Below are 22555 nucleotides of genomic sequence, written 5' to 3' on the forward strand. Positions count from 1 at the left end.
CTTCCGCCGCATAGGTATTGGTGTCCATATCTCGGGGGGAACGCCCTTATACAGCAGTCCGTCGACGTCGACGTCGACGTAGTGGCCGGTGACCGGGGAAATCTTGCTCATCAGTGTTCCTTACGGCTCAAAGGGGGTGGGAGGATCAGACCGGGACGCCGACGGTGCGCAGGAGTTCGATCTGGCGGGTGATGCACCGCAGGTTCTGCATCAACACCAGGATGTCGCCTTCGAGCTTCATGTCGCGCTGGAAGCTCGCGGCCCAGATGCCGTGGTACATCGGGGCGGGCACCGGGACGCCGAAGTTGCGCCAGGTCTCGGCGCTGGCACGCAGCGCGAACTGGTACGGCACATCCAGCGGACCGGGGTCGATCGCGATGTCCACCACGTTGCCGCGGCTCATCTGGATGACGAACGTGTGGTCGGTCATGTCGAGCAGGTACGAGCAGGTGAAGTACTTGCCGTGTGCCTGGATCTCGAGGTCGGTGTTGTTCGCCTCGGTGAACGAGGCAGCCCAGTCGGCCGTGTCGAGGGCACGCGTAGTGACGGTCATGTGGGATTCCTTCGATGAGGGAGACAGCGAGGCCGAGTGCGAGCACTCGCTCCGGTATGCCGACCCGAATCCGGAAAGTGCTGGCCTCCCGGATGCCGTGCCGGCCATGACAGCCATCACACCTCGTGTCCGCCGGGTGCGTCCAATACCTATCCGGCCCGGATCGATAGGCAATGACTACTGGTCTCCCGGGGTGGTGTTGGCTATCTTCGGAAACATGCAACCCCAGCTCGACCTGCGACTTCTGTCCTATTTTGTGGCAGTTGCGGAAGAGTTGCACTTCGGGCGCGCAGCCGCCCGTCTGCACATCGCTCAGCCCTCATTGAGCGTGCAGATCCGCAAACTCGAGCAGAACCTCGGCGCGGTGCTGCTGCTGCGCAGCAGCAGGCATGTCGAACTGACCCCTGCCGGCCAGATCCTGCTCGACGAAAGCCGCCGGTTGCTGGCGAACGCCGAACGAGCCGTCAACCTCACCCGCGAAGCCGCCCACGGCGTCAGTACCCGCAAGTTGGTCATCGGCTTCCAAGGCAACGCAGCTGCCGAGCTCACACCGCACATTCTCAGTACGTTCCAGTCGCTGCATCCGGGCATCCAGGTGCAGATGCATTCCTACGATTTCTCCGACCCGTATGTCGGGTTGGCCGACGGATCCTCCGATGTCGCCTTCGTCCGGCCCCCGCTGTTGATGCAGGACTGGCTGGGCATGGAAGCCCTGTTCGTCGAACCCCGGGTGATGGTCGTGTCCGCGAATCATCCGCTCGCCCAGTTGCCCGAGGTGAGCGTCGAACAGGTCACCAACGAGTTCTTCGTCGCACGCAAAGCCCCCGAGAACTGGCGAAACTACTGGCTGGCCACAGAATCGCGCCAAGGCGAACCGGTGCGGGTCGGCGCAGACGTCGCCACCGTCGACGAATGCTTCGAAGCGATCCTCGCCGAGCGCGGCGTGGCATTCTCACAAGCCTCGACGCAACGCTTCTACAGCAGACCGAGCCTGGCATTCGTGCCGGTGACCGACATCCCGCCCACGGCGCTGTCCATCGCCTGGCGCACGGATGTCGCGTCCAAACCCGTACAGGATTTCATCGACACAGCACGCGCTGTGGCCTCGCTCCACACCGTGCCCGGAGCATGGTCCACCCGGCCTCACAACTCGATCACCGAAGGTGCCCACCGCACGACAGGCTGACTTCTCCTGGCCCCTCGAATCAGCATTCCGATCACTGGTGTCTTCTTACCGAACCCATTGCTCAGCGTGCGAGACCTGACCCCGCTATCTCACCGGTCTTCCCCTTCGATGCTCCTGCGCCGGAGTCGCCGAGAGCCACGAGCCCGCGTCCTTCGACACCTGGCTCGTCTCGTTCTTTCATGCGTTGCCGCCGCGGGACCCCGTATCGCCCCTGGGACGGCATCGTCCTCGGCGACCCGGCCCGGCCCGAGGGTCACCGTGTCACAGAGAACGACAACAGCTTTCAAGATAGAATCGTTTCTATGGGAGAAAATTCAATCAGTGGGGACCCCGTCTTCTACGTCGATTGTGATCCGGGAATCGATGATGCACTGGCGTTGATATACCTCATCAAATGCCATGCCGATCTGCGTGGCATCGGAGCAGTTGCCGGCAATGTCGCCGTGGACCAGGCCGCAGAGAACGCGCGTCGCTGGCTCGCGCTGACCGGCCGCCCCGATATCCCGGTCGCAGTAGGAAGACAGGAACCGATGACCGGGGAGTTTTGGGGAGGTGCTCAATGGATCCACGGACCCAACGGGTTCGCCGGCCTGGACTTACCTCCGTCCCAAACGCCCACGGACCATATGGCCGCCGCAGAACGGCTGGTCGCAACGGCTCACGAGATCGGGTCCCGGCTTCACATCATCGCTCTCGGCCCACTGACGAACATCGCGGTCGCACTGGCGATCGACGAAACCCTCCCAGAAACTGTCGGTGCCATCACCATCATGGGCGGCGCTCACCTCGTTCCCGGCAATGTCTCCCCCCACGCCGAGGCCAACATCTTCGCCGACCCCGTCGCCGCATCGCAAGTGTTCTCTGCCCCCTGGCGGAATCTCACGCTGGTACCGCTCGACATCACGAATAATCACAGTCTTTCCCGAGCCGACGTGGACCTGCTGCAGACCGCATCCACCGATCCGGCAGTCCAACTCGCTGCAACGATGCTCGCCTACTATCTCGACCGACACCCGGAGTTCGACCACTCCAAATGCCTGTTGCACGACCCCCTTGCCGCAGCGATTGCCCTCGGTTCGGTCAGCTTGAACGAGTCCCCCTCATGCACGATTTCGGTAGAAACCGACGGTGAGCATCGTGGCCGCACGCTCGTGACCTTCGACGAGGACGCATCACCGGACACGTCGGCATCGCGGCACCGCATCGCCTTGTCCGCGACTGCCGATTTCGGCCCCCTTCTCATGAGCGCCCTGCTCCCGAATGCCCAGACACTTCGGGAGCCTGACGCACAGATCATCTCTTTGCCCAGTTGCCCATAATGAGCGCCGACCAGGTCACCGACAAGGCCCCCTTGCACGGACACCACCCGAAAACCGACGAAAGCATTGGCTGGCTCAGACGAATCACGACAACTCGGTCACCGATCACCCCACCACAGGCCGGCTCTCACCTACGACGTCGAGACCGCGTTCTTGTCACAATGGCCCCGTCTCACCGAACCCCGGTCAAGGTGCGAAACCTGACCACAACCATCTCCACTGATCCGTCTTTGACGTTCCCGCCACCGGATGCCCCGAGGACACCTACCCCGTCTCGTTCGACGCCTCGCTCATCTTCTCCATGCGTTGCCGTTGACGGACCCCGTATGCCGCCTCTCGGACGGCGGCGTCGTCCTCGAGCCCCGACCCGAGCGCCCCCCAATGGTCGCAATGGACGTCAGCAACCAGGTGAGCGTCAGATAGTCGGAGAAGCTCACCCCGTGCCCGAGAACACGGGACAACAGTTCCGGGGGAAGAGTCAAACTCGCAGTAGCCAACAGCAGACAAAACAGAGCCACGTGCAGCACGACGACACCAACGGTCAAGGCCACCACGGTCGCGGTATTGTACAGCACCGAACGGTCACGCTCCTCCGGTGATTTCGGACGCTCCCACAGTTCATGGTCGAGGATCAGCCAGAGAATCATCGCCATGATCGACAGGACCGTCACCGCACTCATACGCCACGGTCCCATCGTGTCGGCGAACAACCAGATCGTATTGGTGGCCAAGGCGATCGCCCCCGTGGCGAACGCGCCGACGAGAACCTTCGACAGTCCGGTCACCAGCCGCCACGGCCGGTTGGCACGCACCATCCCCGACAACAACCGCAGTCGCCGCAGTCCCGAAGGCGCAAAATACCGGATGCCGTCCTCGATCTGCGTAGACGGAAACTGCCGCGCGGCCCCGGGCGTGAGTTCCGGCTCACCGAGTATGTGGGTGATCGCAAGTTCGGTGACCGTGCGAACGCGACGCTCGATGCCGAAACCACCCACTCCCGCGACCGAGACGAGCGCGAATTTGTGGTCGGCGCTGACGTCGGCCACCACAGGCAGGGTGTCATCGCGGCGCGGCAGATCGGTGAGGTAGACGACGATGTCTTCGTGTTCCGAAGACGGATCGACCGTGTCGATGACCTCCGCGAACTCCGCTTGCTCGTCGGGAAGATACGGTTCGTTGCGCACACACACCGTCCACCGGCGCTCGACGCGAGCAGAGCTGCGCAGGCGTTCCGGCAGGTACTCCGCAATGCGTTCGGCCAGTGCCGCCGGCTCGCCCGGATCCGCGATCAACAACACCGAGACCTGCTCACCGCCGGCACCGGAACGCGATCCTTGCAGATGCTCGTTCGCCGACACCGTCTTCGCGTACCCGCTCGGTACCCCCGCAAACTCCATGCAGTCGCACGCACATTGCCGTGCAGCGCGACGTCGGCTGTCACCCGACGAACTCGCGAGCTTCCGCGATTCGCGATCTCCATCAACAACCCTGGGCACGGGCCGCCCTTCGGTTCGTCGACCTGACGAAAAGCGAACCGAAGGACGGCCCATGCCGTGGAGACGCATAACGGCAGCACTCACCGAACACCGACAGAGACGGCTCTACCCGGACCGACCCGCAAGCGGGTACGCGGACATCCGTTCGCGGAGCAGCCCCGGCTCCGACTCCTCGGCATGTCGCCGACTCGTACTACTTGTGCGCCAGCGACTGACTTTCCGCCACCGCACGGTCGGGGTGTTTGTCGCTCCGGACCCATCGACCCAGGAGCAGTACCGCCACGCCGGCCACGAGCATGGGAATCGACATCGCATAGAACACTGCACTGGCGGACCACCCCATCCCGAGAGCCGCTCCGACCACGATCGGCCCGACAATTCCACCGATGCGGCCCACACCCAATGCCCAACCGACACCGGTCGAACGCATCGATGTCGGATAGAACACCGCAGACAAGGCGATCAAGCTCTTCTGTCCGCCGCTGATACACACACCCGCAAAGAAGTTGGCAGTCAGCAGGACCCACAACGGCGCACTCAAAGCAAGACCGGTCAATGCGACGAACGCGAATCCGACGATGTACACCGTTCCGAGGGTGAGATACGCACCGAGTCGGTCCATACACGGCCCGGTGACAAACGCCGCAGCGATGCCGCCGACAGTCGTCAGGGTCGTAGCGGTGACCACCGTACCCATGTCGTAGTCCAGGCTCGTCATGATCGACGGTAGCCAGCTCTGCAGTGCGTAGAACTCACCGAGATTGATGACGAAGACCAACCACAGCAGCAGCGTGCCCAACACCCGGTCACGGGTGAACAGGTTCCTCAGTGCAGTGCGCTGTTCGTCAGGCTGCTTCTCTGCCTCGTAGGTGAAGTCGGAGCCGGCGGCGAGACCGGGATCGATCCTGCGCAGGATCGACCTGACCCGCTTGGGTTCGGCACCTTTGTTGATCATCAAGGTGAGCGAGTCCGGCAGAAAGCGCAGCAATGCCGGGAGCAGCAGAAGCGGTGCTACTGCGCCGACGACGAGCACCGAGCGCCAGCCGAAGATCGGGATCAGCCAACCGGAGACCAACCCTGCCGCGACGAAACCGAGGGAGAAACCGCAGTAGATCGCCAGGACGAAGGTCGCTCGAAGACGCTTGGGGCTGTATTCGCCCGTCAGCGCGATGGCACTGGGCGCAGCAGCACCGAGTCCCATTCCGGTGATGAAACGCAACGCCATCAGCTCGGTGACGTTCTGCGACCAGGCCGCGGCCAACGTGCCGAGCGCGAAGAGGACTGTGCTCGCAATAATCATCCGGCGGTGACCGAACCGCTCGGACAGCGGCGAGAGCGCCAGATAGCCGACCATCAGACCGGCGAGAGCGGCAGAGAAGATGGGCCCGAGCACTTGTTTCGACAGACCCCACTCCTCGGCGATGTGGGGCGCCATGTAGCTGATGCTCTGGGTGTCGAAGCCGTCGATGAACATGACCAACCCACACAGGCCGATCACGATGTACTGGTATCGACTCACCGGCCGCGAATCGATGAAATCCGGCAGTGTCACGCGCGATGGTGCGATGGACATGAGTGCCTCACAGTGTCTGGTACCGGGATTCCCGGATGTGGTGGTGGTAGCGGATCACGCGGTGACAACAAGATCGCCCGACGGTACGAAGGCGTCGCAGTAGAAGTTGTCCGGTGCCAAACCGGCCTCGTGGACGAAATCCTCGCGTGCCGCCGAGGTCATTGCGGGACTTCCGCATGCATAGACCTCGTGGCCGCTGAGGTCTGCATAATCCTCGAGCACGGCTCGATGAACGAGACCGGTGCGACCGGTCCAGTCCTCGGCGGGATGCGACAGGACCGGAGTGAAGCAAACCCGATCCGAAACCGAGGGCCACTTCTCGGGCAACTCGGGCAGGTAGATGTCCTCTTGCCGTCGTGCACCCCAGTAGAGATGCAACGACCGCTCTCCCCCGCGTTTGAGGTGGTCCTCGACGATCGACTTCACCGGGGCGAAGCCGGTGCCGCTGGCGACGAAGATGACGGGCCTGTCCGAGTCGGGGTTCAACGAGAACTCGCCGTAGGGCAGCTCGATTCTCAGTTTGCTTCCCTTCTCGAGCGTGCGAAGCACCTCCTCGGAGAATCGTCCCCCCTGCACGTGACGAATGTGCAGTTGCACTCCGTCGTTCTCGTGCGGCGGATTCGCCATCGAATAGTTGCGGCTGTCCCCGTCGTCGAGAAAAACCTTGAGGTACTGACCCGCGGCGAACTTCGCACGCACTCCGGTGGGCAGACGCAGCTGCACGACCGCGACATCGGGTGTCGGGCGAGTGATTCGGTGGACCTTCGCGGTGAGTTGCTTACGTACCACCTTGTCTCGTTCGGTGATCCGCTTCGGTGTGATGTCGACGTCCGTGGTGGGCTGCGCCTGACAGAACAGCACTCCGTTTTCGGGGCCTTGCGCCGTTCCCCGGCCGCGCACCGCGAGGCTGCCGGCATCGAGCGCACCTTCACAACTCGAACACACGCCTTTGCGGCACGAGTACGGGATCGCGTATCCCGCGCGTTCCGCCGCGTCGAGCACACTCTCGTCGGGCTCGCACGGAAAATTGATGTCCGATCCCGTGACGGTTACCTGGTAGGTCATGACGTGACTCCTGCGGTTACGTGTGATGAGGCGCCGGCGGTGGCGCCGACCAGCCGCACCGCCGCGACAACGGCGTCCGCATCGGCTGTTCCCTTGCCGGCGATGTCGAACCCGGCGCCGTGCCCGACACTGGAGAACCGCACGCCGGCGCCGATCGTCATCGCGGCTGCGGTGCGTCCGGCGAGGAGTTTGACGGGAATATGGCCCTGGTCGTGGTACATGGCGACGAACGCGTCGAAGCTGGTATCGCCGAGCATGAGGTCGGCTCCGACCGGTCCGCAGGCGTCGATCCCTGCGGCGCGCAGCCGCTCGACCGCAGGCGCTGTCACCCGCAGATCGTCGTCGCCGAACAGGCCGCCTTCTCCGGCATGCGGATTGATACCGAACACGCCGATACGCGGGGACGCGATGCCCTGGTCCTGAAGGGTCTGCACCACAGCGTGCGCTGCCCTGTACACCAGCTCCGGTGTGAGGCGCCCGAGCGCATCTTTCAATGATTCGTGCAAGGTGGCGTGCACGATGCGCAGGCCGGCACCGACGAGCATCAGGAAAACCTCGTCCCGTCGCGCGCCGACGAGTTCGGCCAGCATGCCTGGATATCCGTTGAAAGAGATACCGGCGGCGTTGATCGCGGTTTCCGAGTGCGGGCACGCGACGATGCCGCGGGCTCCACCGCCCTGCAGGCAGCGCACCGCGCGTTCGAGGTACGCCACGGTCGCCGTCCCGGCTTCTGCGCTCACCCGGCCCGGAGCGAACGCTCCGGGGGGCAACGAGTCGACGGGGAGGATGTCGACCACACCGGCGAGGGGTGCGCGGTGGCCGTCGACCGTCTCGCGGAGCGTCATGCCGCCCTGGTGGGCGAGCGATTCGATGACATGTCGATCGCCCACCAGGACCGGATTGAATGCGGGATGTTCCTGTGCTGCCACGACGGCTTTCACCGCGATTTCGGGGCCGATTCCGTTCGGGTCGCCGATTGTGAGCAGGACCCGGGGCGGGGACCCGTTCATAGTGGGAGCGCCAGCAAGGTATCGATGTTGGTGCTGTCGCACACCACGACCCGTTCGGCAATCTTCAACTGACCGTCGACCTCCACGTACCGGTCGACATATCGCCCGCTGGTGAAGATGTCGGATTGGCCGTCACGCATCACCCGCACCACCAGGAAGCTGGTTTCGGCATGGATACCGTCGCCGTTCTCGTCCAGCACCAGGGGCTGGCCCAGGATATGACGGTAGGTGTGTCGCTCGTAGATGTTGGCTTCGCGCAGTGCCGATACGCGGTCGACGAGCATGCGGCGAGTGTTGGCCCATACCAGTCCTGCGGGCAGGCCCTCGCTGTAGTTCTGCGCGGTGGTGATCCGGTACATGCAGTCCTCGACGAAAAAGTCCGGCCAACGCTCGAGCGGGCCCTCGTCGATGCAACGGGAGTAGTCGGCCTGCACACGGCCGATTCGCTGGAAGTCGTTCATGCTCATGCCTCTTCCTGTCGGTTCATCGCGGTCCGGTATGCCTTCCAGAAGCCGCGTACCGATGCTTCGGTGACACGGCTCTCGCTGGATTCGGCCAGACTTCCTCCCATTTCGAGCACTGCAGACTCGCTTGCTGCACCTGCGATTCCGCGTTGCACGAAACCTCCGACGCAGCCGTCCTCCATCGAGATGTAACCTGCGGGGCCCACCAGGTTGGACTGCTTGAGACGGATCTCTCGCTGCTCGGGCGTGTCTTCTTCGAATCCGAGATATGTCCAGTTCAAGCGGGTTTGCTCGACTCCGGTCGGCAGGATCTGGCGCACGGCCACGGAGTTCTGGATCTGTTGCAGCACGAAACCCGGGAAGACGGAGAGGATCTGCAGCGTCGTATCGTCGCCGACCTCGCTGAACCCCTCGAGCAGCGACGGATCGGCCAGTTTGTAGGCGCTTTCGGATCGGATGTTCTGGTCGGCGTAGGCGACGTCCTTCTCGGCGTCTCGGTCGATCGCCGAGTAACTGACGTGGTGGCCGCCGCTCTCGTCGACGATGATCCCGCCGCGCTGCGACAGGCGGTTGAGTTCGAAGGTGGTGAAGAACAGGTGCAGGATGCTGGCGTGGTAGGAGTCCTTGACGTTCTCTACGTACAGCTTCCAGTTGTTGGGAAGCACCTGCGTGAAGCGTCCGATGATCTCGGGCGTACGGCCACTGAGGACCCGGGCGATCCGGCTCGTGATCTCTTCGCCGAGATACTCTTCGATGTCCGGCACGTCATCGGAAAAGCTTCCGAAGACCAGGCCGTGGAGGACGGCGATGCGCATCTTGCGCGGGCCGTGATCCTCCATGCAGAACGAATCAGGCATTCCCCCTTTGCCTTTGATTCCGTCTTTGAAGGCGACGCCGGTCAGATCGCCCTGCAGGTTGTAGCTCCAGGCGTGGTAGACGCAGGTGAAGTCCTTCGTGTTTCCGCGGTCGTCCAGTGCCAGGAGGGCACCGCGGTGGGCACAGCGGTTCTCGAATCCGTAGAGCTCCCCGTCGCGATCACGTGCCACGATCACCGGCGTCTCGCCGACGAAGGTCGAGCAGTAGTCTCCCGGGTCGGCCACCTCTGCCTCGAGGCACAGGTAGCTCCAATACGGCCCCTGGAACAGCTTGGTCTGCTCGGCGGCGTAGACATCCTGGTCCTGGAACACCCGATACGGCACTCGGGTGAGGTCGTCGGTCCACTCCACCGGGGTATCGCGGCCTGTGTCGACAACGCTGCTTTCCATTATTTCTCCTCAGTCTGGACAACCAGTCGGGACATCAGAGAACTCGCTCGCTTGGGCTTGACACACCCCACGCTTGTTCGTATAACGAACAGATGAGCAATTCTCGAACAATTAAGCAGGACGCCCAAGAAAGTGTCAAGAGTTCTTCCCGCGCCCCCGAAGGAATGGCCGGATTGGCGAAGGGTCTGGCGGTCATCGAAGCCTTCGACATCCGCCACCCACAACTGACCGTCACCGATGCCGCACAGCGGACCAACACCTCTCGCGCCGCGGCACGACGCTGCCTGCTCACCCTCGTCGAGCTCGGCTACCTGACCCACGACAACGGAAACTTCCGCCCGACACCGAGAATGCTCCGTCTCAGCGGCGCCTATCTGGACACCGCGCCGCTCCCGCAACTCGCCCAGCCGCAATTGACCGAGGCTCGCGATGCGTTGGACGAATCGGTATCGCTCGCTGTTCTCGAAGACGGATGGGCCCTGTTCGTCGCCCGCGCCGAGGCCACCCGGATCGTGTCGACCGGAGTCCGTGTCGGCGCCAAACTGCCCGCCCACAACTCGGCAACCGGTCGAGTACTGCTGGCAGGACTGACCGATACACAACTGGACGACTATCTCCGACAGTGCAACCTCCAGACACGCACACCCCAGACGCTGACCGATATCGATGCCGTCAGGGAACGGATTCTGGCAGCAAGGGAGAGCGGCATGGCGTATACCGACGAAGAAATCGAACGCGGCATGCTGTCGATAGCCGTACCGGTCCGAACCGCCCGCGGTGAAACCGTGGCGGCCATGAGTGTCAGTGCATCCACTGCCAGAACCACCCTCCACGACCTCCAGAAAGCGGCCGTGCCCGTACTGAACGAGTACGCCGAAAGGCTCGGCCGGCTTCTGTGAGATCCCTCGAAGGGTGCACCCAGGCGCGACATCCGTGCGCGAAACGATCGCTGCACCCTGCAGGCGTGCCTCCGGAAGAACACCGACATCAAGGAGGCGACGACCGATCCATGGAATCAGGTCTTGATGCGGTCCTGAACACCTCAAGAAGACATGCGCGAGGGCGGTTCGCAGGGCCCTCAAAGGGTGCGAGGTCGACAAGTATGAGAACTTCTACCCGCGAACAACAGTGCCCACGTGCACGGACAGCTGGTCGCACTATCGGCGCTTCGGCGCTGGCGACCGGTCTCCAGGACCGGCAGGCCGGACGTCATCGACGTCCGGCCTGACAGTCCTGCGAGGGCAACGAGGCACTCGCGGGGATAGCCGATCTCGCCGCGGTGATTGGTACGGAATCCGAGTGCACGGTCGACGATTCCGCTCCGCACGCGGTAGTCGGCGCCCGCGGGGTCAGCACATCGGCTGGTGGAACGATTCGATCGATCATCGCTGCAGCGACCATCCGGTCGCCGCAGCTTCCACCCCGCCCGAAGAATGGACGAGCGCTCGTCAGGGCCGCCGAGGTGTGTTCGCGGCCGGAAGAAAGGCGCTGGAAGTCTCACCGATCGCGTCGTCCAGGAAGTTAGATCCGATACCGGAATCGAGGGACGCGATAGCCCCTGCCGATGCGGCACCGTCGACGCATGGTTCGAGAAGTTCTTCGGCAACGAGCATGCCCGGTTGCAGCAACCGCAGGCCCTGCAATGGATAGTGCGAGTGCGGGTGGTCCGTCCCGTGATCCGAAAACATGGGAAGGCGGACACCCGACTCCTCGCAGCATCCCGCTACGTCAAGCGTCGAGGACCAGAGTGGGTGTGCGAGAACGTCCGACACAGATCATCATCGTCTGGCCCTTGTCTCGGTCTGCCTGAGAGAGGATCGAATCGTGATGTTCGGGAACTCCGTCGAGCACGCGGGTTTCGCAGGACCCGCAGAATCCGTCCTCGCAGGAGTACAGGATGTTCGGGTTCGCTTCGAGAACGACTTCGAGCAGGGTGCGGTCTGCAGGCACCTTCAACGTGCACCCGGTCCGGCGCAGTTCGACCTCGAATTCGGTGGGCGACTGCCCCTCCGATGCGTCGGCAGCCTCGGAAGAATCGACCTCCACGACAGGGGCACCGAACCGCTCGAAATGAATTGCTTCGTCACCGAGCGCCGGACCACACACCGATTTCACCGCCTGCAGTAGACCTTCGGGGCCACAGCAGTACACGGCGGTGCCGGCCGGAACGTCGGCCACGGCGCCTGCCAGGTCGAGGTTTCCGAATTCGTCTGCAGGACAGACGTCTACTTCGCCGAGTCCGCAAATCTCTTCCACGAATGCCATCGTGGCGCGGCTGCGGCCGCCGTAGAGCGCGGACCAGCTGGCGTTCTCCCGTGACAGTTTCCGTGCCATCGAAAGAATGGGAGTGATTCCGATTCCTCCGGCGATCAGGAGGTAGTGAGGTGCAGGCTCGAGGGCGAAGTGGTTGCGGGGTCCCCGCACCGCGAGGAGGTCCCCCACCCGGACACTGTCGTGGATTTCCTTCGACCCACCGCGTCCTTGCTCTTCTTTGAGAACGGCGATCCGGTAGGCAGTCTTGTCCTCGGGGTCACCACACAGGCTGTACTGCCGAACGGTCCCGGAGGGCAGCACGAGGTCGATATGTGCTCCGGGCTCCCATTCGTCGAGGGCGGCCCCCTCCGGGTGCTCGAGGGTCAGCGACAACACGCCGTCGGATTCGAGTCGTTGTTGCCGGACCACGAGGCGGCTGGTCTCTTGTGTCATTGTCAGATCCTTGAGGTCGAGAGAACTGGCGCGTAAGCACCCGGGGTGCGGTATCCCCCTTTGAGAACGTCGACGAAGGCGGTGGCGAGAGAGACCTGGGTGAGGGACACCAGCATGTCGAGTTCCATCCGCAGTACTGCCATCGCTTCGGCCCCTTGCGGGCTGTCCCAGTCCTGTTGGTCGATCAGGACACCGGCGAGCAGGTTGCCCGATTCGCGGGCTGCTTCGGCCATGGCGGTGGCGAAGCCGATGGGGACCTGGGGCAGTACCGAACCGATGAGAATGACCATGTCCGATTCGGTGACCAATTCGTCGATACGACGCACCACCGTGGCCTCGGCGTTGATGTCGCGTACGGCCGCCTCGGCGGGCGAGTGCGCGGTGACGACGTCGACATCGGTCAACCCCGCCCGAGCCATCTGCTCGACCAGGTCGTCACCGGACTTCCCCAGGGGCACCAGCAGTATTCGAGCTACGTAGGACAGCCGGCGGGGTGTCGTCTCGCTCATGACAGCGTTCCTCGTTTCTGAGTGTTCGGGCGGCGCAACTGTGGACGGATCACGACGTGAGGACTCACCGGCCCCTGTCCGGTGGCCATCCGCCCCAACATGTCGTCGACCTCGTCGAGGCCGACGTCGACGGAGGGCACGATCTCCAATCCGGATCGGCCGCCGGCGAGAAGTTCGATGCTGCGTGTGACTGCATCAGGAGAGCGGCCTCGGACACCGACGATGGTGTTGGCGCCGCGCACCAGAGATTTGAGATCGAGTTCGCAGACCGGCGTCGACCCCAGTCCGCCGATGACCAGCCGGCCCCGCTTGCGCAACGCACGGGCGGCGGCGGCCACGGCCTGTCCTCCGAGTCCTACGGTGTCGAGGAGTACATCGGCTCCCTCACCGCCGGTGGCTCGCAGGATCAGTTCGGCAAGGTCGTCGTTGTCGTTGATCACCGGCACCGCACCGAGCGATTCGGCGATCTCGAGGCGCCCGGCCGACTCCGGTACCCCGATCACGACGATGCGGGCGGCACCGACAGCCCGGGCTGCGGCTACTGCGGAGATACCGTGGTAGCCGGGGCCGATGATCACGACCGTCGACCCCTCCTCGGCGCCGCCGGCATCGACCGTCCAATCCAGCGCGTTGGCGAAGGGCTGTGTCCACGCTGCGAGGTCCGCATCGAGATCCGCCGGTAGGCGGTACACGAGGCTGTTTGCGCTGAGCTGCATGTATTCGGCGTTGCCGCCGTGCAGACCGGACCCGTCGTTCGCCGGGACCAGACCTACTCGCCGCTTTCCTACGAACAGATCGGTCTGGGGGCACATGCGGTGATCACCGATGCGGCACGCCGGGCAGTCCTGCTGCATACACGGCAGGTACTCCTCCAGCGCGACCCGGTCGCCGGGCCGCACGTCCCATGCGGCGGACTGGGTCCGATCCACCGAGACGACGGTCCCGACGACGTGATGGCCGAGCACTGTGGGCGAGTCCAGTCCGGCCCGATAGAGACCGACATCGGTTCCGCACACCGCGGAGGATTCGACTTCGAGCCAGCCCACGGCACCGACGGCTGCGCTGGTGTCGAGGTGGCGGATGGTCGTGGTTGTGTCGGGCATCGACACCGCGGCGCGGACCATCGTCGGCGGGCCGGCTAACGAGGGTGTCGATGCGGTGTCGATGTCGGCTCTATTGGTCACGACGGATTCCTTGTTTCTTGTTGCCGGAGTGGTCAGATGGAGACGAAGTCTTCGCCTTCGACCATGCGGAGTGCGTCCTCTGCACCTTCCTGGAAGGGCGTTGCCTTCGGCAGCAGGACCGAGGTCGACCGCACACGCTGGTGTTCGGGCTGCAGACCGGGCAGGGTTTCCGCTTCGAGTTCCTCGAGGGCGGCGAGCAGTCGGCGGCGGGCCAAGATGATGCCGGCGTCGGAAGTTCCGAGGCGTTCCTTGGTGCGATCGCAGATTGCTCCCATCGATTCCTGCAGGGAGAAGTCCTGGGCGGCGATGCCCTCGATGCCGGAGAACGTCTTCTTCTGCTTCTGGGCCTCGCGGTCCATCAGATAGTCGTTGTCCTTGTTCGCCAGCGTCCGGTAGGTCCCGGGGATGTACTTGGCGTGGATTCCGTCTCCGTTGCGCATCGACGCGAGTTCGTCCTCGCGCAGCTCCCGGGTGGGGTGGTAGTTGATGCTCCACGCCCAGCACGTCTCGTCGTCGATGGGCACCCAGGCGTGCCCGCCGAGCGGATTGTGGGTGCCGAACGGGGGAATGATGGTGTACCAGGGCATGATCCACTGGGTGATCCGCCAGTAGTACTCGTCGTCGTTGGCGTTGCGGCGAGCACCGATGACCAGACCGCCGTCGCTCTCGGCGACCTCGAACTTGGGGCGGGTGTCGGCCTTGAGGTACTTGTTGCCCTCGGTCCCCGAGTGCATCGGGTCGTCGTCGAGGTTGAATCGGTGGGCGAACGAGACGTGGCTCGAGTCGATGCCGCCCTCCATTGCCTGCAGGTAGTTCGTCTCCTGCAGTCGCTTCGAGACGAATCGGTGGCCGTCGCCGAGCATGGCCCATTCGAGTTCGGGCCGTTCGGGCTTGAGCTCGGGCGGACCCATGTACGTCCAGATCACGCCGCCGCGCTCGACACACGGGTATGCCTTCTGCTTGATCCGGGACTTGAACTTCGAGTCCTCCGGTTCGGACGGCATGTCGACGCAGTTGCCCTCGACGTCGTACTTCCAGCCGTGGTATGCGCAGCGCAGGCCGCAGTCCTCGTTGCGGCCGAAGTACAGCGAGGCGGTGCGGTGACTGCAGAACTCGTCGAGCAGTCCGAGCCTGCCCTGGGTGTCGCGGAATGCGATCAGTTGCTCGCCGAGCAGCTTGACCCGGACCGGGGCGCAGTCCGGCTCCGGCAACTCCTCCGCCAGCAACGCCGGGATCCAGTACCGGCGGAAAAGCCGGCCCATGGGCGTATCGGGGCCCGTCTGAACCAGCAGAGTGTTCTGGTCTTGCGTCAGCATGGCAGTCCTTTCGACCTTCAACGACTGATTGCGTCCGAATAGCGCGCACGTGCGCGGAAATTGATCGGTGGGAGCACTGTGGCACACGTCGCTTCGCACCGTCAACCATGGGCGGCCTTACTTTTCACCCTAAGACCCCTGGTACTCGCTGTTTCTGTCGCCGAGACACGCGATGGATCACCACCGGCGAAGGTGCGCACGCCGCCGTGGAAGGTCCGAAAAGAACGCGCATATGCGCGCACATCGGACTCCACTACACTCGCGGTCGTGGGATCGAAGAAGCCCACTCAGTGAGGGCACCGGAGAGGGAACAGATGACGCGAGCCAATAGCGCGGTGGACGCCATGCCGACGTCGACCCCCGTGCGGCCGGCCCGCCCGAAGGACGCGGTCCAATCACTCGAACGCGCCATCGCAGTGCTGACCGCCTTCGACCGCGAGCATCGCCACCTCACACTGACCGAGGTGGCAGAGCGGTGCCGACTCCCCCGCTCGGCGGCGCGCCGATTCCTGCACACCCTCGTCGAACTCGGATTCGTCGAGGTCTCCGGCCGCAAGTTCACCCTGACACCGCAGGTACTCGAGCTGGGCTATGCCAACCTGTCGAGGTTCACCCTCGCCGACGTGTGCCAGCCACACCTCGAGGCACTTGCGCGAAACCTGGGTCTCTCCGCGTCCGTCACAGTGCTCGACGGTCCGGACATCCGGTACGTCAGCAGAGTGGAGGTTGCGTCCGGCATGTCGGTGTCCTTGAAGGCGGGCAGCCGATTGCCCGCCCATCGGACAGCGACCGGACGGGTGCTGCTGGCCGCACTTCCCGAAGCCGAACTGAACCGACATCTCGACTTCTCGGCTCCCCAGGACCCGCACCCGGCGCCCGCCCACGACGAGCGCAGTCGACTCGAGCGCGAATTGGACATCATCCGCCGCCAGGGCTGGGCCTTCGCCGACCAGGTTCTCGATGTCGGAGTGCAAGCGTTGGCCGTGCCGCTGCGCTCCCGAACCGGCCGCGTCGTCGGCGCACTCACCGTGTCGATGTACCAAACGCACGAATCCGCGCGCACCCTGGTTCCGCGGTACCTTCCCCCACTCCTCGAAACCGCCGGTCGAATCTCCCTGGAACTGCGCGCCGGAATCGACGTCTGAGCGCATCCCATCCCGCGAGGACGCGCGCGTCCACCCGTCGCCGAACACCCACGGCGTGCTCCGCGGCCTCCCGTCACATCTCGCCACGCTTCGATGGCCCACGAGAGTCGGGGACGCGGCGAGGTAGGTGCCACACCCGAGGACGTGCGACACTTGCGTCCGAAGATAGGTTTCTTGAACGCTATGCGGACGCTTTGCGCTGAGATCGTGCGCACCGTCGCGCAGCGATAGAACTGTCGATGGAGTGCCTGTAGTGAACAACCGCAATTCCCGAGCACTACTGCCGTTGCTGACGGCAGCCATGGCGATCGGCCCACTGCTGACCTACGGCCTGAGCGCGACGAGCGCGCTGGTCATCGACTCGCTCGGCATCACCGCGGCGCAGTTCGGAATGCTCGCCACGCTCAGCTTCCTGGCGGCGGCTGCCCTGTCCCTGTCCTTCGGGCGATTCAGCGACCGCTTCCCCGCTCGCGCACTGCTCGTCACGATCTTCGCGGGCGCCGCACTCTCGTTCGTCATCGCGGCGCTGTCGACGAACTACCTGTGGCTACTGGCAGCCATGGTCTTGTCCGGGGCTGCACAGGCCCTGTCGAATCCCGTCACCAACCGCGTGATCAGCGATAATGCCCCACCGGCCAAACGCTCTCCCTGGATCGGAGTGAAGCAGTCCGGGGTGCAGGTCAGCCAACTCGCCGCCGGAGTCGGATGCCCCACCCTGGCACTTGCCTGGGGATGGCGAGGCCCACTATGGGTCGGCGCGGCCATCGCGGGCATCTCGGCCCTCTGGGCCTGGCGTTGCGCACCGTCCCGGAACCGTTCCCAACGGTCGGCGAGCGCCCCCGAGCGTGCCGCACCCTCCTCCGACCGCACCGAGCGCCGCACCCTGCCTCCGGCCGTCTGGCTGTTCGCCGCCTACGCCTTGTTCTCCGGCGCCGCCCTTCAGGCCACCAACGTCTATCTTCCGTTGTTCGCGCACGACGAAATGGGATTGAACCTGACCGTGGCCGGGCTGACCGCCGCGATCGCCGGCCTGATCGGTGTCACCGCGCGAATCGGCTGGGGCCGCGCGCTTTCCGGAAGAACCGGCCCCTTCACCCTGCTGCTGGTCCTCGCATCGGGCTCCCTGCTCGGCGCACTCGCCCTGCTCGGTGCCGAACTCTGGGGATGGCTTGCCCTCCTGTGGATCGGCGTCGGCGTGCACGGTGCGACCGCCCTCGCAGCCAATGTGGTGTTGATGGCCGGTGCGCTCCGCGTGGTTCGGACCAGCACCGTAGGCCGCGCCTCGAGCGCCATCGCAGTCGGGATGTATCTCGGATTCGCCGGCGGGCCCGCTCTGATGGGCCTGCTGACCGATCACACCGGCGGATTCGCGACCGGCTGGTCTGCGGCGGCAGCGCTGTACGCAGTATGCGTCGCGCTCGGCCTCTGGGGGATCCGCACTTCTCACGCCCCCACTCGATCGGCAGCATCACACGAAGTAGATAGGTTGAGCCTGTGAGCGAGAACGAAGCAACCACGACGACCCCGGAGCAGAACCGCGATCACGTTCAAGCTCTCGGCCGGGGGCTCGAGGTACTCAAACTGTTCGGGCGAGAACGTCGCCCCCTGTCGGTCACCGAAGTCGCGACCCTCGCCGGTATCACCCGCACCGCGGCCCGGCGCTTCGTGCTGACACTCGAGTACATGGGTTATCTGTCCTACGACGGCACCGCCTACACCGCCCGCCCCGCGATACTCGAGATCGGCGACGCCTACGTCCTGAGCAGCGGACTTCCCGAGATCGTCCGGCCCCACCTCGAACGCCTGGCCGAGCAGACGCAGGAGACGGCCTCGCTCACCGTGCTGCATCACGACAGGATCTTCTATGTCGACCGGGTCCAGGCCGACCGGGTCCTCACGGTCGAAATCGTGGTCGGGACGAGTCTGCCGGCCTACGCCGTCGCCACCGGTCGTGTACTCCTGGCCGACCGCACCGATGCCGAACTCGACGCCTATCTGGCTAGCGTGGACACCCACAGTTACACCGCGGCCACCACGATCGACACCGACGAACTACGCGAGAAGATCCTCGCCGCACGCAACGAGGGATGGTCGCTGGCGGACGAGGAACTCACCGAGGGAGTGCGGTCGATCGCCGTGCCCGTTCGCGACGCCGAAGGCTACGCAGTCGCCGCTCTCAACGTCTCCGCCCAGTCCTCGCGGGTATCACTCGATCACATGCGGGGATCGATCCTCACCGCTCTGCGCACTGCGGCCGAGCAGATCCGCGAGGAGCTCGCAACGATGTGAGGCCCTGTCCGGTGATCGCGGTCGTCATCGGGACAGCGCCCTGCGCGCCGCGTGATCGACGGATCGAGCGGCGATCACACGATCCGGCCGATGGCCTCCCGGACCGGACCGATGGGCAAGATCCGTCCGAATAGCGCGCAATTGCTCCACAAACGGACGCAAACATTGTGTGAACGCGATCACCTTGATAAAACAGGTGCAGCGCTCGACCGGTCGAAGGTGACCCACCCTGAACTTTCCGCGACATACCCCCTCGTGACGTTCACAGCCCCTTCCACACCTCGACTGCATCAACGCTATTCGACCGACGGCAGCGATCCTCTCCCCCGAGAACCCGGGTAGCAGCAACACAACCCGAGACCCCCTTATCGCGCCGAGACCAGACAGGAAACCCCTCGTGCAGACGATTTCCACATCACCTGATCAACAGGCACGCAACCGATATCGGTGGGTCGTGCTCGTGCTCTGCTGGCTCGCCTTCACCATGACCTCCGTCGATCGCTCCACCTGGGGCCCGGCATCGGTGTTCGTCGGCGAGGACCTCGGCGTACCACTGGCCAGCCTCGGCGTGTTCGCCACCGCGTACTACATCGGCTACGTCTGCTCCAACGCCCTCACCGGGGTGCTCTCCGACCGGTTCGGTGGCCGCGAGGTGGTCACCGTCTCACTCGCCGGCGCAGGCGTGTTCATGATGATCTTCGGATCGACCACCTCCGCGGTCATCGGCATCGGCGTGCAAGCAGTCGTCGGCTTCTTCGCCGGTGCGGATTACGCCGCAGGCGTCAAGCTCCTGGCAAGCTGGTTCCAGCCCAAGGAACTCGGCAAGGTCATGGGACTGTTCACCTCCGCGACCTCGCTCGGCACCGTCATCGCCAACACCGCCGTCCCGTGGATGATCAACCACTACAGCTGGCACGCCTCCTACCACCTTTTCGGTGCCATCTCGATCGTCACGGCCGTCATCTGTTACGTGATCATCCGGCCGGGACCGGTCACCAACACGATCGCTACCGCGGGCGACGGCAAGCGCCCCTCCGCCTGGAAGACCCTGACCACCAACCGCGATCTCATGCTGCTCTCCCTCGCCGGATTCGGCGGGTTCTGGGGCACATACGGATTCGTCACCTGGTCCAACGCCCTGCTCATCAAGGGACACGGCGTTTCCGGCACCACCGCCGGGTTCATCGTGGCGATCTTCGCGGGCGTGGCGGTCGTCAGTAAACCCCTCACCGGAATACTCGGCGACCGGATAGGCAGCGCCCGAAAGCCCGCGATCGTCATTCTCGCGCTGTTCTCCATCATCCTGATCTTCTTCGGAACGCTGGACAACGTCCCTGCGCTCCTCATCGCAGCACCCATCCTCGGCCTGGTCGGTTACGGATACCTGCCCCTGATCGTCGCGATGATCCCCCGCCTGGTCTCGAGCGACGTCACCGGCACAGCCGCCGGCGCATCCAACGCCTTCTGGCAGATCGCCAGCACCCTCGTCCCCCTCGCCATCGGCGCGGTCTTCTCCGCCACCGGCTCGTTCCTGGCAGCGTTCGCAGCCCTCGCCGTCGGACCGATGATCGGCGCAGTGATCCTGTACTTCGTCGACGAGAACGGCGGAAAGACCACCGTCGCCGACACAGAACCGGTCACTCCCGACACCACCACCTCCTGAGACCCACAACCAACGACACGGCGGCCTCCCTCCGGAGACCGCCGTGTCGTTGGTTGTGCAGCACACCTGGGCGTGACTACCCGCGCCGGTCCGGAAGGTCGTGTGACACAACGCCACATACAAACCCGGTCCGAAGCCACGCAACAGACGTAGTCCTCTGCGCACCCAGTCCGAACCGAGGCGACATCGCGAGCACCGGTGGCCCTACGACAGCCGGCCGTTCACTCGGCGGGGGATACCCCACGGGTTCGCATCGACGAGAGCGGACGGCAGGTTCGCTTCGGGCACCGACTGGTAGGCGACCGGACGCAGGAATCGCCGAATCGCGGTCGCTCCGACGGAGGTGTGTACCGAGTTGGTGGCCGGGTAGGGACCACCGTGGTGCTGAGCCCAACCCACGGCCACACCGGTGGGCCATCCATTCCAGATGACGCGCCCCGCACGGCGCGCAAGCGCACCGAGCAGTCCCGCAGCATCGGGATCGTCATCGGTTCCGTGGACGGTCGCTGTCAACGTGCCCGGCAGGACAGCCATCGCCGCGTACAGCTCCTCGATCGATGTGTAGGTCACGATCAGCCCGAACGGACCGAAGCATTCTTCGAGCAGGTCCTGAGGGTTTCGACGCAGTGCCCGAGCGTCGGTCACGCCGATGACCGGCCGCACCGACAGTTCGTCCAGACCACTCTGCTCGGGCACTGCCACCGGCCGGACCTCGGGATGGTCGAGGATCTGCTGGGACACCTCGAGAAACGACTGCCGGATCCCTGCGTGCAGCAGACGGAACGAATCATCGGCGACCGCGGTTCGAACGAGCCACTCGATCGAACTCTGCTCGGGAACGAACAGCAGCCCCGGCTTGGTGCAGAACTGCCCCGCGCCGAGCAGCAACGATTCGAGGAACTCGCCGGCGATCTTGCCCGACCGGTCCTCGGCGGCCGCAGGTGTCACGAACACCGGATTGGTGCTGCCGAGCTCACCGTAGAACGGGATGGGATCCGGGCGACCGGCTGCCAGATCGGCCAGCGCACGGCCACCCGATGTCGAGCCGGTGAACCCGACGGCGGTGATACGCCGATCCTGGACGAGCTGACGTCCGATCTCGGCGCCCTGCACAACCCCGAAGGTGCCGTCCGGGGCGCCGCACGCCCGCAGTCCCTCGTCGATCGCCCGCGCATAAGCGGCGGTCAATCGCGGCTGAGCAGGGTGGGCTTTGGCCACGACGGGGCAGCCGGCAGCCAATGCCGAAGCGGTGTCTCCGCCGCCGAGTCCGAATGCGAACGGAAAGTTGCTCGCACCGAACACTGCGACAGGTCCGGTGGGCACGAGCATCCGGCGCAGGTCGGGACGCGGAGCAGGGTGCGCATCCGGATCGGCCGTGTCGATGATCGCTTCCAGCCAGGAGCCCTCCTCGACGACCTCGGCGAACATCCGCAGCTGCGTCGTCGTCCGCGTGACTTCGCCGCGCAGGCGCGGCTCGGGCAGTGAACTGTCGGCGGCCGCCAGCGGTACCAGTTCCGACGCTGTGGCGTCGAGCGCATCGGCCACCGACCGCAGAAGGTGCGCTCGCTCGTGCAGGTCCGTACGAGCAAGAGGCGCCGCGGCGGCCTCGGCGGCGTCGAGAATCCGCTCGTAATCCTGCGCGGAGGTGTCGAGAAGAGTGTCTGTCGCAGTGGTTTCCATTGCTGTCCTGTCGAATTCGGAGCGTCCCGTGCTGAGTGTGTGGATCTCAGTGTGCGGGAGAACCGATGTGATGCGACATCTCCACATGGAGATGGTGTGAGTGCAGTCACCGCCTCCAGGATGGGCATCACA

Annotated in this window: 18 protein-coding genes and 1 pseudogene; 7 read left to right on the forward strand and 12 right to left on the reverse strand. The window is 64.6% G+C overall.

Features of this window, described 5'->3' with window-relative positions:
- Positions 1-145 precede the first annotated feature (145 nt).
- The gene (locus tag QR64_RS04235) at positions 146-553 is read right to left on the reverse strand and encodes a hypothetical protein (RefSeq protein WP_039584279.1); all 408 of its coding nucleotides are present in this window, start codon (positions 551-553) and stop codon (positions 146-148) included.
- On the opposite strand from QR64_RS04235, the gene QR64_RS04240 reads away from it, so the two are divergent.
- A complete protein-coding gene (locus tag QR64_RS04240) occupies positions 552-1739 on the forward strand; it encodes a LysR family transcriptional regulator (protein ID WP_269324910.1) in 1188 nt (395 codons plus the stop codon). The two genes, QR64_RS04235 and QR64_RS04240, sit on opposite strands and share 2 nt — an antisense overlap.
- A 302-nt stretch (positions 1740-2041) precedes the next feature.
- On the forward strand, positions 2042-3058 hold the full coding sequence (locus QR64_RS25530; protein ID WP_072740543.1) for a nucleoside hydrolase: 1017 nt from the start codon (positions 2042-2044) through the stop codon (positions 3056-3058).
- Between the two features lie 264 nt (positions 3059-3322).
- Here the strand turns inward: QR64_RS25530 and QR64_RS04250 are convergent.
- From QR64_RS04250 to QR64_RS04275, 6 genes and pseudogenes are all read right to left on the reverse strand, one after another.
- Positions 3323-4416: pseudogene (locus QR64_RS04250) on the reverse strand (hypothetical protein).
- 331 nt (positions 4417-4747) lie between these two features.
- On the reverse strand, positions 4748-6127 hold the full coding sequence (locus QR64_RS04255; protein WP_039584280.1) for an MFS transporter: 1380 nt from the start codon (positions 6125-6127) through the stop codon (positions 4748-4750).
- Positions 6128-6181: 54 nt separating this feature from the next.
- Positions 6182-7192: a 2Fe-2S iron-sulfur cluster-binding protein gene (locus tag QR64_RS04260; RefSeq protein WP_039584281.1), complete on the reverse strand. Its 1011-nt coding sequence runs from the start codon at positions 7190-7192 to the stop codon at positions 6182-6184.
- Complete coding sequence (locus QR64_RS04265; protein WP_235367005.1) at positions 7189-8121, reverse strand: PdxA family protein; 933 nt, start codon at positions 8119-8121, stop codon at positions 7189-7191. The genes QR64_RS04260 and QR64_RS04265 overlap by 4 nt, the downstream gene beginning before the upstream one ends.
- Before the next feature lie 77 nt (positions 8122-8198).
- On the reverse strand, positions 8199-8669 hold the full coding sequence (locus QR64_RS04270) for an aromatic-ring-hydroxylating dioxygenase subunit beta (protein WP_006552196.1): 471 nt from the start codon (positions 8667-8669) through the stop codon (positions 8199-8201).
- The gene (locus tag QR64_RS04275; RefSeq protein WP_039584283.1) at positions 8666-9931 is read right to left on the reverse strand and encodes an aromatic ring-hydroxylating dioxygenase subunit alpha; all 1266 of its coding nucleotides are present in this window, start codon (positions 9929-9931) and stop codon (positions 8666-8668) included. Before QR64_RS04275 ends, QR64_RS04270 begins: the two co-directional genes overlap by 4 nt.
- 92 nt (positions 9932-10023) lie before the next feature.
- Here QR64_RS04275 and QR64_RS04280 point away from each other — a divergent pair, with 92 nt between their 5' ends.
- Positions 10024-10830, forward strand: coding sequence for an IclR family transcriptional regulator C-terminal domain-containing protein (locus QR64_RS04280; RefSeq protein WP_174556300.1), 807 nt, complete (start codon positions 10024-10026; stop codon positions 10828-10830).
- Between the two features lie 829 nt (positions 10831-11659).
- Here QR64_RS04280 and QR64_RS04285 read toward each other — a convergent pair.
- The 4 genes from QR64_RS04285 to QR64_RS04300 are packed head-to-tail and all read right to left on the reverse strand — an operon-like array spanning position 11660 to position 15646.
- Positions 11660-12637, reverse strand: a complete 978-nt coding sequence (locus QR64_RS04285) for a PDR/VanB family oxidoreductase (RefSeq protein ID WP_039584285.1) — start codon at positions 12635-12637, stop codon at positions 11660-11662.
- Between the two features lie 2 nt (positions 12638-12639).
- The gene (locus QR64_RS04290; RefSeq protein WP_039584288.1) at positions 12640-13146 is read right to left on the reverse strand and encodes a hypothetical protein; all 507 of its coding nucleotides are present in this window, start codon (positions 13144-13146) and stop codon (positions 12640-12642) included.
- Positions 13143-14330: a zinc-dependent alcohol dehydrogenase gene (locus QR64_RS04295; RefSeq protein ID WP_039584289.1), complete on the reverse strand. Its 1188-nt coding sequence runs from the start codon at positions 14328-14330 to the stop codon at positions 13143-13145. The genes QR64_RS04290 and QR64_RS04295 overlap by 4 nt, the downstream gene beginning before the upstream one ends.
- Positions 14331-14362: 32 nt before the next feature.
- Positions 14363-15646: an aromatic ring-hydroxylating dioxygenase subunit alpha gene (locus tag QR64_RS04300; protein WP_039584290.1), complete on the reverse strand. Its 1284-nt coding sequence runs from the start codon at positions 15644-15646 to the stop codon at positions 14363-14365.
- A gap of 314 nt (positions 15647-15960) precedes the next feature.
- Between QR64_RS04300 and QR64_RS04305 the strand changes: the two genes are divergently transcribed.
- The 4 genes from QR64_RS04305 (at position 15961) to QR64_RS04320 (ending at position 20743) form a co-directional block, all read left to right on the forward strand.
- Positions 15961-16791, forward strand: a complete 831-nt coding sequence (locus QR64_RS04305; RefSeq protein WP_230792359.1) for an IclR family transcriptional regulator C-terminal domain-containing protein — start codon at positions 15961-15963, stop codon at positions 16789-16791.
- A gap of 253 nt (positions 16792-17044) precedes the next feature.
- On the forward strand, positions 17045-18289 hold the full coding sequence (locus QR64_RS04310) for an MFS transporter (RefSeq protein ID WP_039584292.1): 1245 nt from the start codon (positions 17045-17047) through the stop codon (positions 18287-18289).
- Complete coding sequence (locus tag QR64_RS04315; RefSeq protein ID WP_039584294.1) at positions 18286-19080, forward strand: IclR family transcriptional regulator C-terminal domain-containing protein; 795 nt, start codon at positions 18286-18288, stop codon at positions 19078-19080. The genes QR64_RS04310 and QR64_RS04315 overlap by 4 nt, the downstream gene beginning before the upstream one ends.
- A gap of 397 nt (positions 19081-19477) precedes the next feature.
- Positions 19478-20743 carry an MFS transporter gene (locus QR64_RS04320; protein ID WP_228044743.1) on the forward strand — a complete coding sequence of 422 codons (1266 nt, stop codon included), beginning with the start codon at positions 19478-19480 and terminating at the stop codon, positions 20741-20743.
- A gap of 204 nt (positions 20744-20947) precedes the next feature.
- On the opposite strand, the gene QR64_RS04325 is transcribed toward QR64_RS04320, so the two are convergent.
- Entirely contained in the window at positions 20948-22423 is a 1476-nt protein-coding gene (locus QR64_RS04325; RefSeq protein ID WP_039584295.1) for an aldehyde dehydrogenase (NADP(+)), read from the reverse strand.
- Between the last annotated feature and the right edge of the window lie 132 nt (positions 22424-22555).

Source organism: Rhodococcus sp. Chr-9 (assembly GCF_000801125.1).
GTDB classification, from domain to species: domain Bacteria; phylum Actinomycetota; class Actinomycetes; order Mycobacteriales; family Mycobacteriaceae; genus Rhodococcus; species Rhodococcus pyridinivorans.

Excerpts from the sequence above, each read along its gene's own strand:
- QR64_RS04240 (WP_269324910.1), top strand. The coding sequence starts at position 552 with ATGTGGGATTCCTTCGATGAGGGAGACAGCGAGGCCGAGTGCGAGCAC.
- QR64_RS04235 (WP_039584279.1), bottom strand. The coding sequence starts at position 553 with ATGACCGTCACTACGCGTGCCCTCGACACGGCCGACTGGGCTGCCTCG.
- QR64_RS25530 (WP_072740543.1), top strand. The coding sequence starts at position 2,042 with ATGGGAGAAAATTCAATCAGTGGGGACCCCGTCTTCTACGTCGATTGT.
- QR64_RS04255 (WP_039584280.1), bottom strand. The coding sequence starts at position 6,127 with ATGTCCATCGCACCATCGCGCGTGACACTGCCGGATTTCATCGATTCG.
- QR64_RS04260 (WP_039584281.1), bottom strand. The coding sequence starts at position 7,192 with ATGACCTACCAGGTAACCGTCACGGGATCGGACATCAATTTTCCGTGC.
- QR64_RS04270 (WP_006552196.1), bottom strand. The coding sequence starts at position 8,669 with ATGAGCATGAACGACTTCCAGCGAATCGGCCGTGTGCAGGCCGACTAC.
- QR64_RS04275 (WP_039584283.1), bottom strand. The coding sequence starts at position 9,931 with ATGGAAAGCAGCGTTGTCGACACAGGCCGCGATACCCCGGTGGAGTGG.
- QR64_RS04280 (WP_174556300.1), top strand. The coding sequence starts at position 10,024 with ATGAGCAATTCTCGAACAATTAAGCAGGACGCCCAAGAAAGTGTCAAG.
- QR64_RS04285 (WP_039584285.1), bottom strand. The coding sequence starts at position 12,637 with ATGACACAAGAGACCAGCCGCCTCGTGGTCCGGCAACAACGACTCGAA.
- QR64_RS04290 (WP_039584288.1), bottom strand. The coding sequence starts at position 13,146 with ATGAGCGAGACGACACCCCGCCGGCTGTCCTACGTAGCTCGAATACTG.
- QR64_RS04300 (WP_039584290.1), bottom strand. The coding sequence starts at position 15,646 with ATGCTGACGCAAGACCAGAACACTCTGCTGGTTCAGACGGGCCCCGAT.
- QR64_RS04305 (WP_230792359.1), top strand. The coding sequence starts at position 15,961 with ATGACGCGAGCCAATAGCGCGGTGGACGCCATGCCGACGTCGACCCCC.
- QR64_RS04325 (WP_039584295.1), bottom strand. The coding sequence starts at position 22,423 with ATGGAAACCACTGCGACAGACACTCTTCTCGACACCTCCGCGCAGGAT.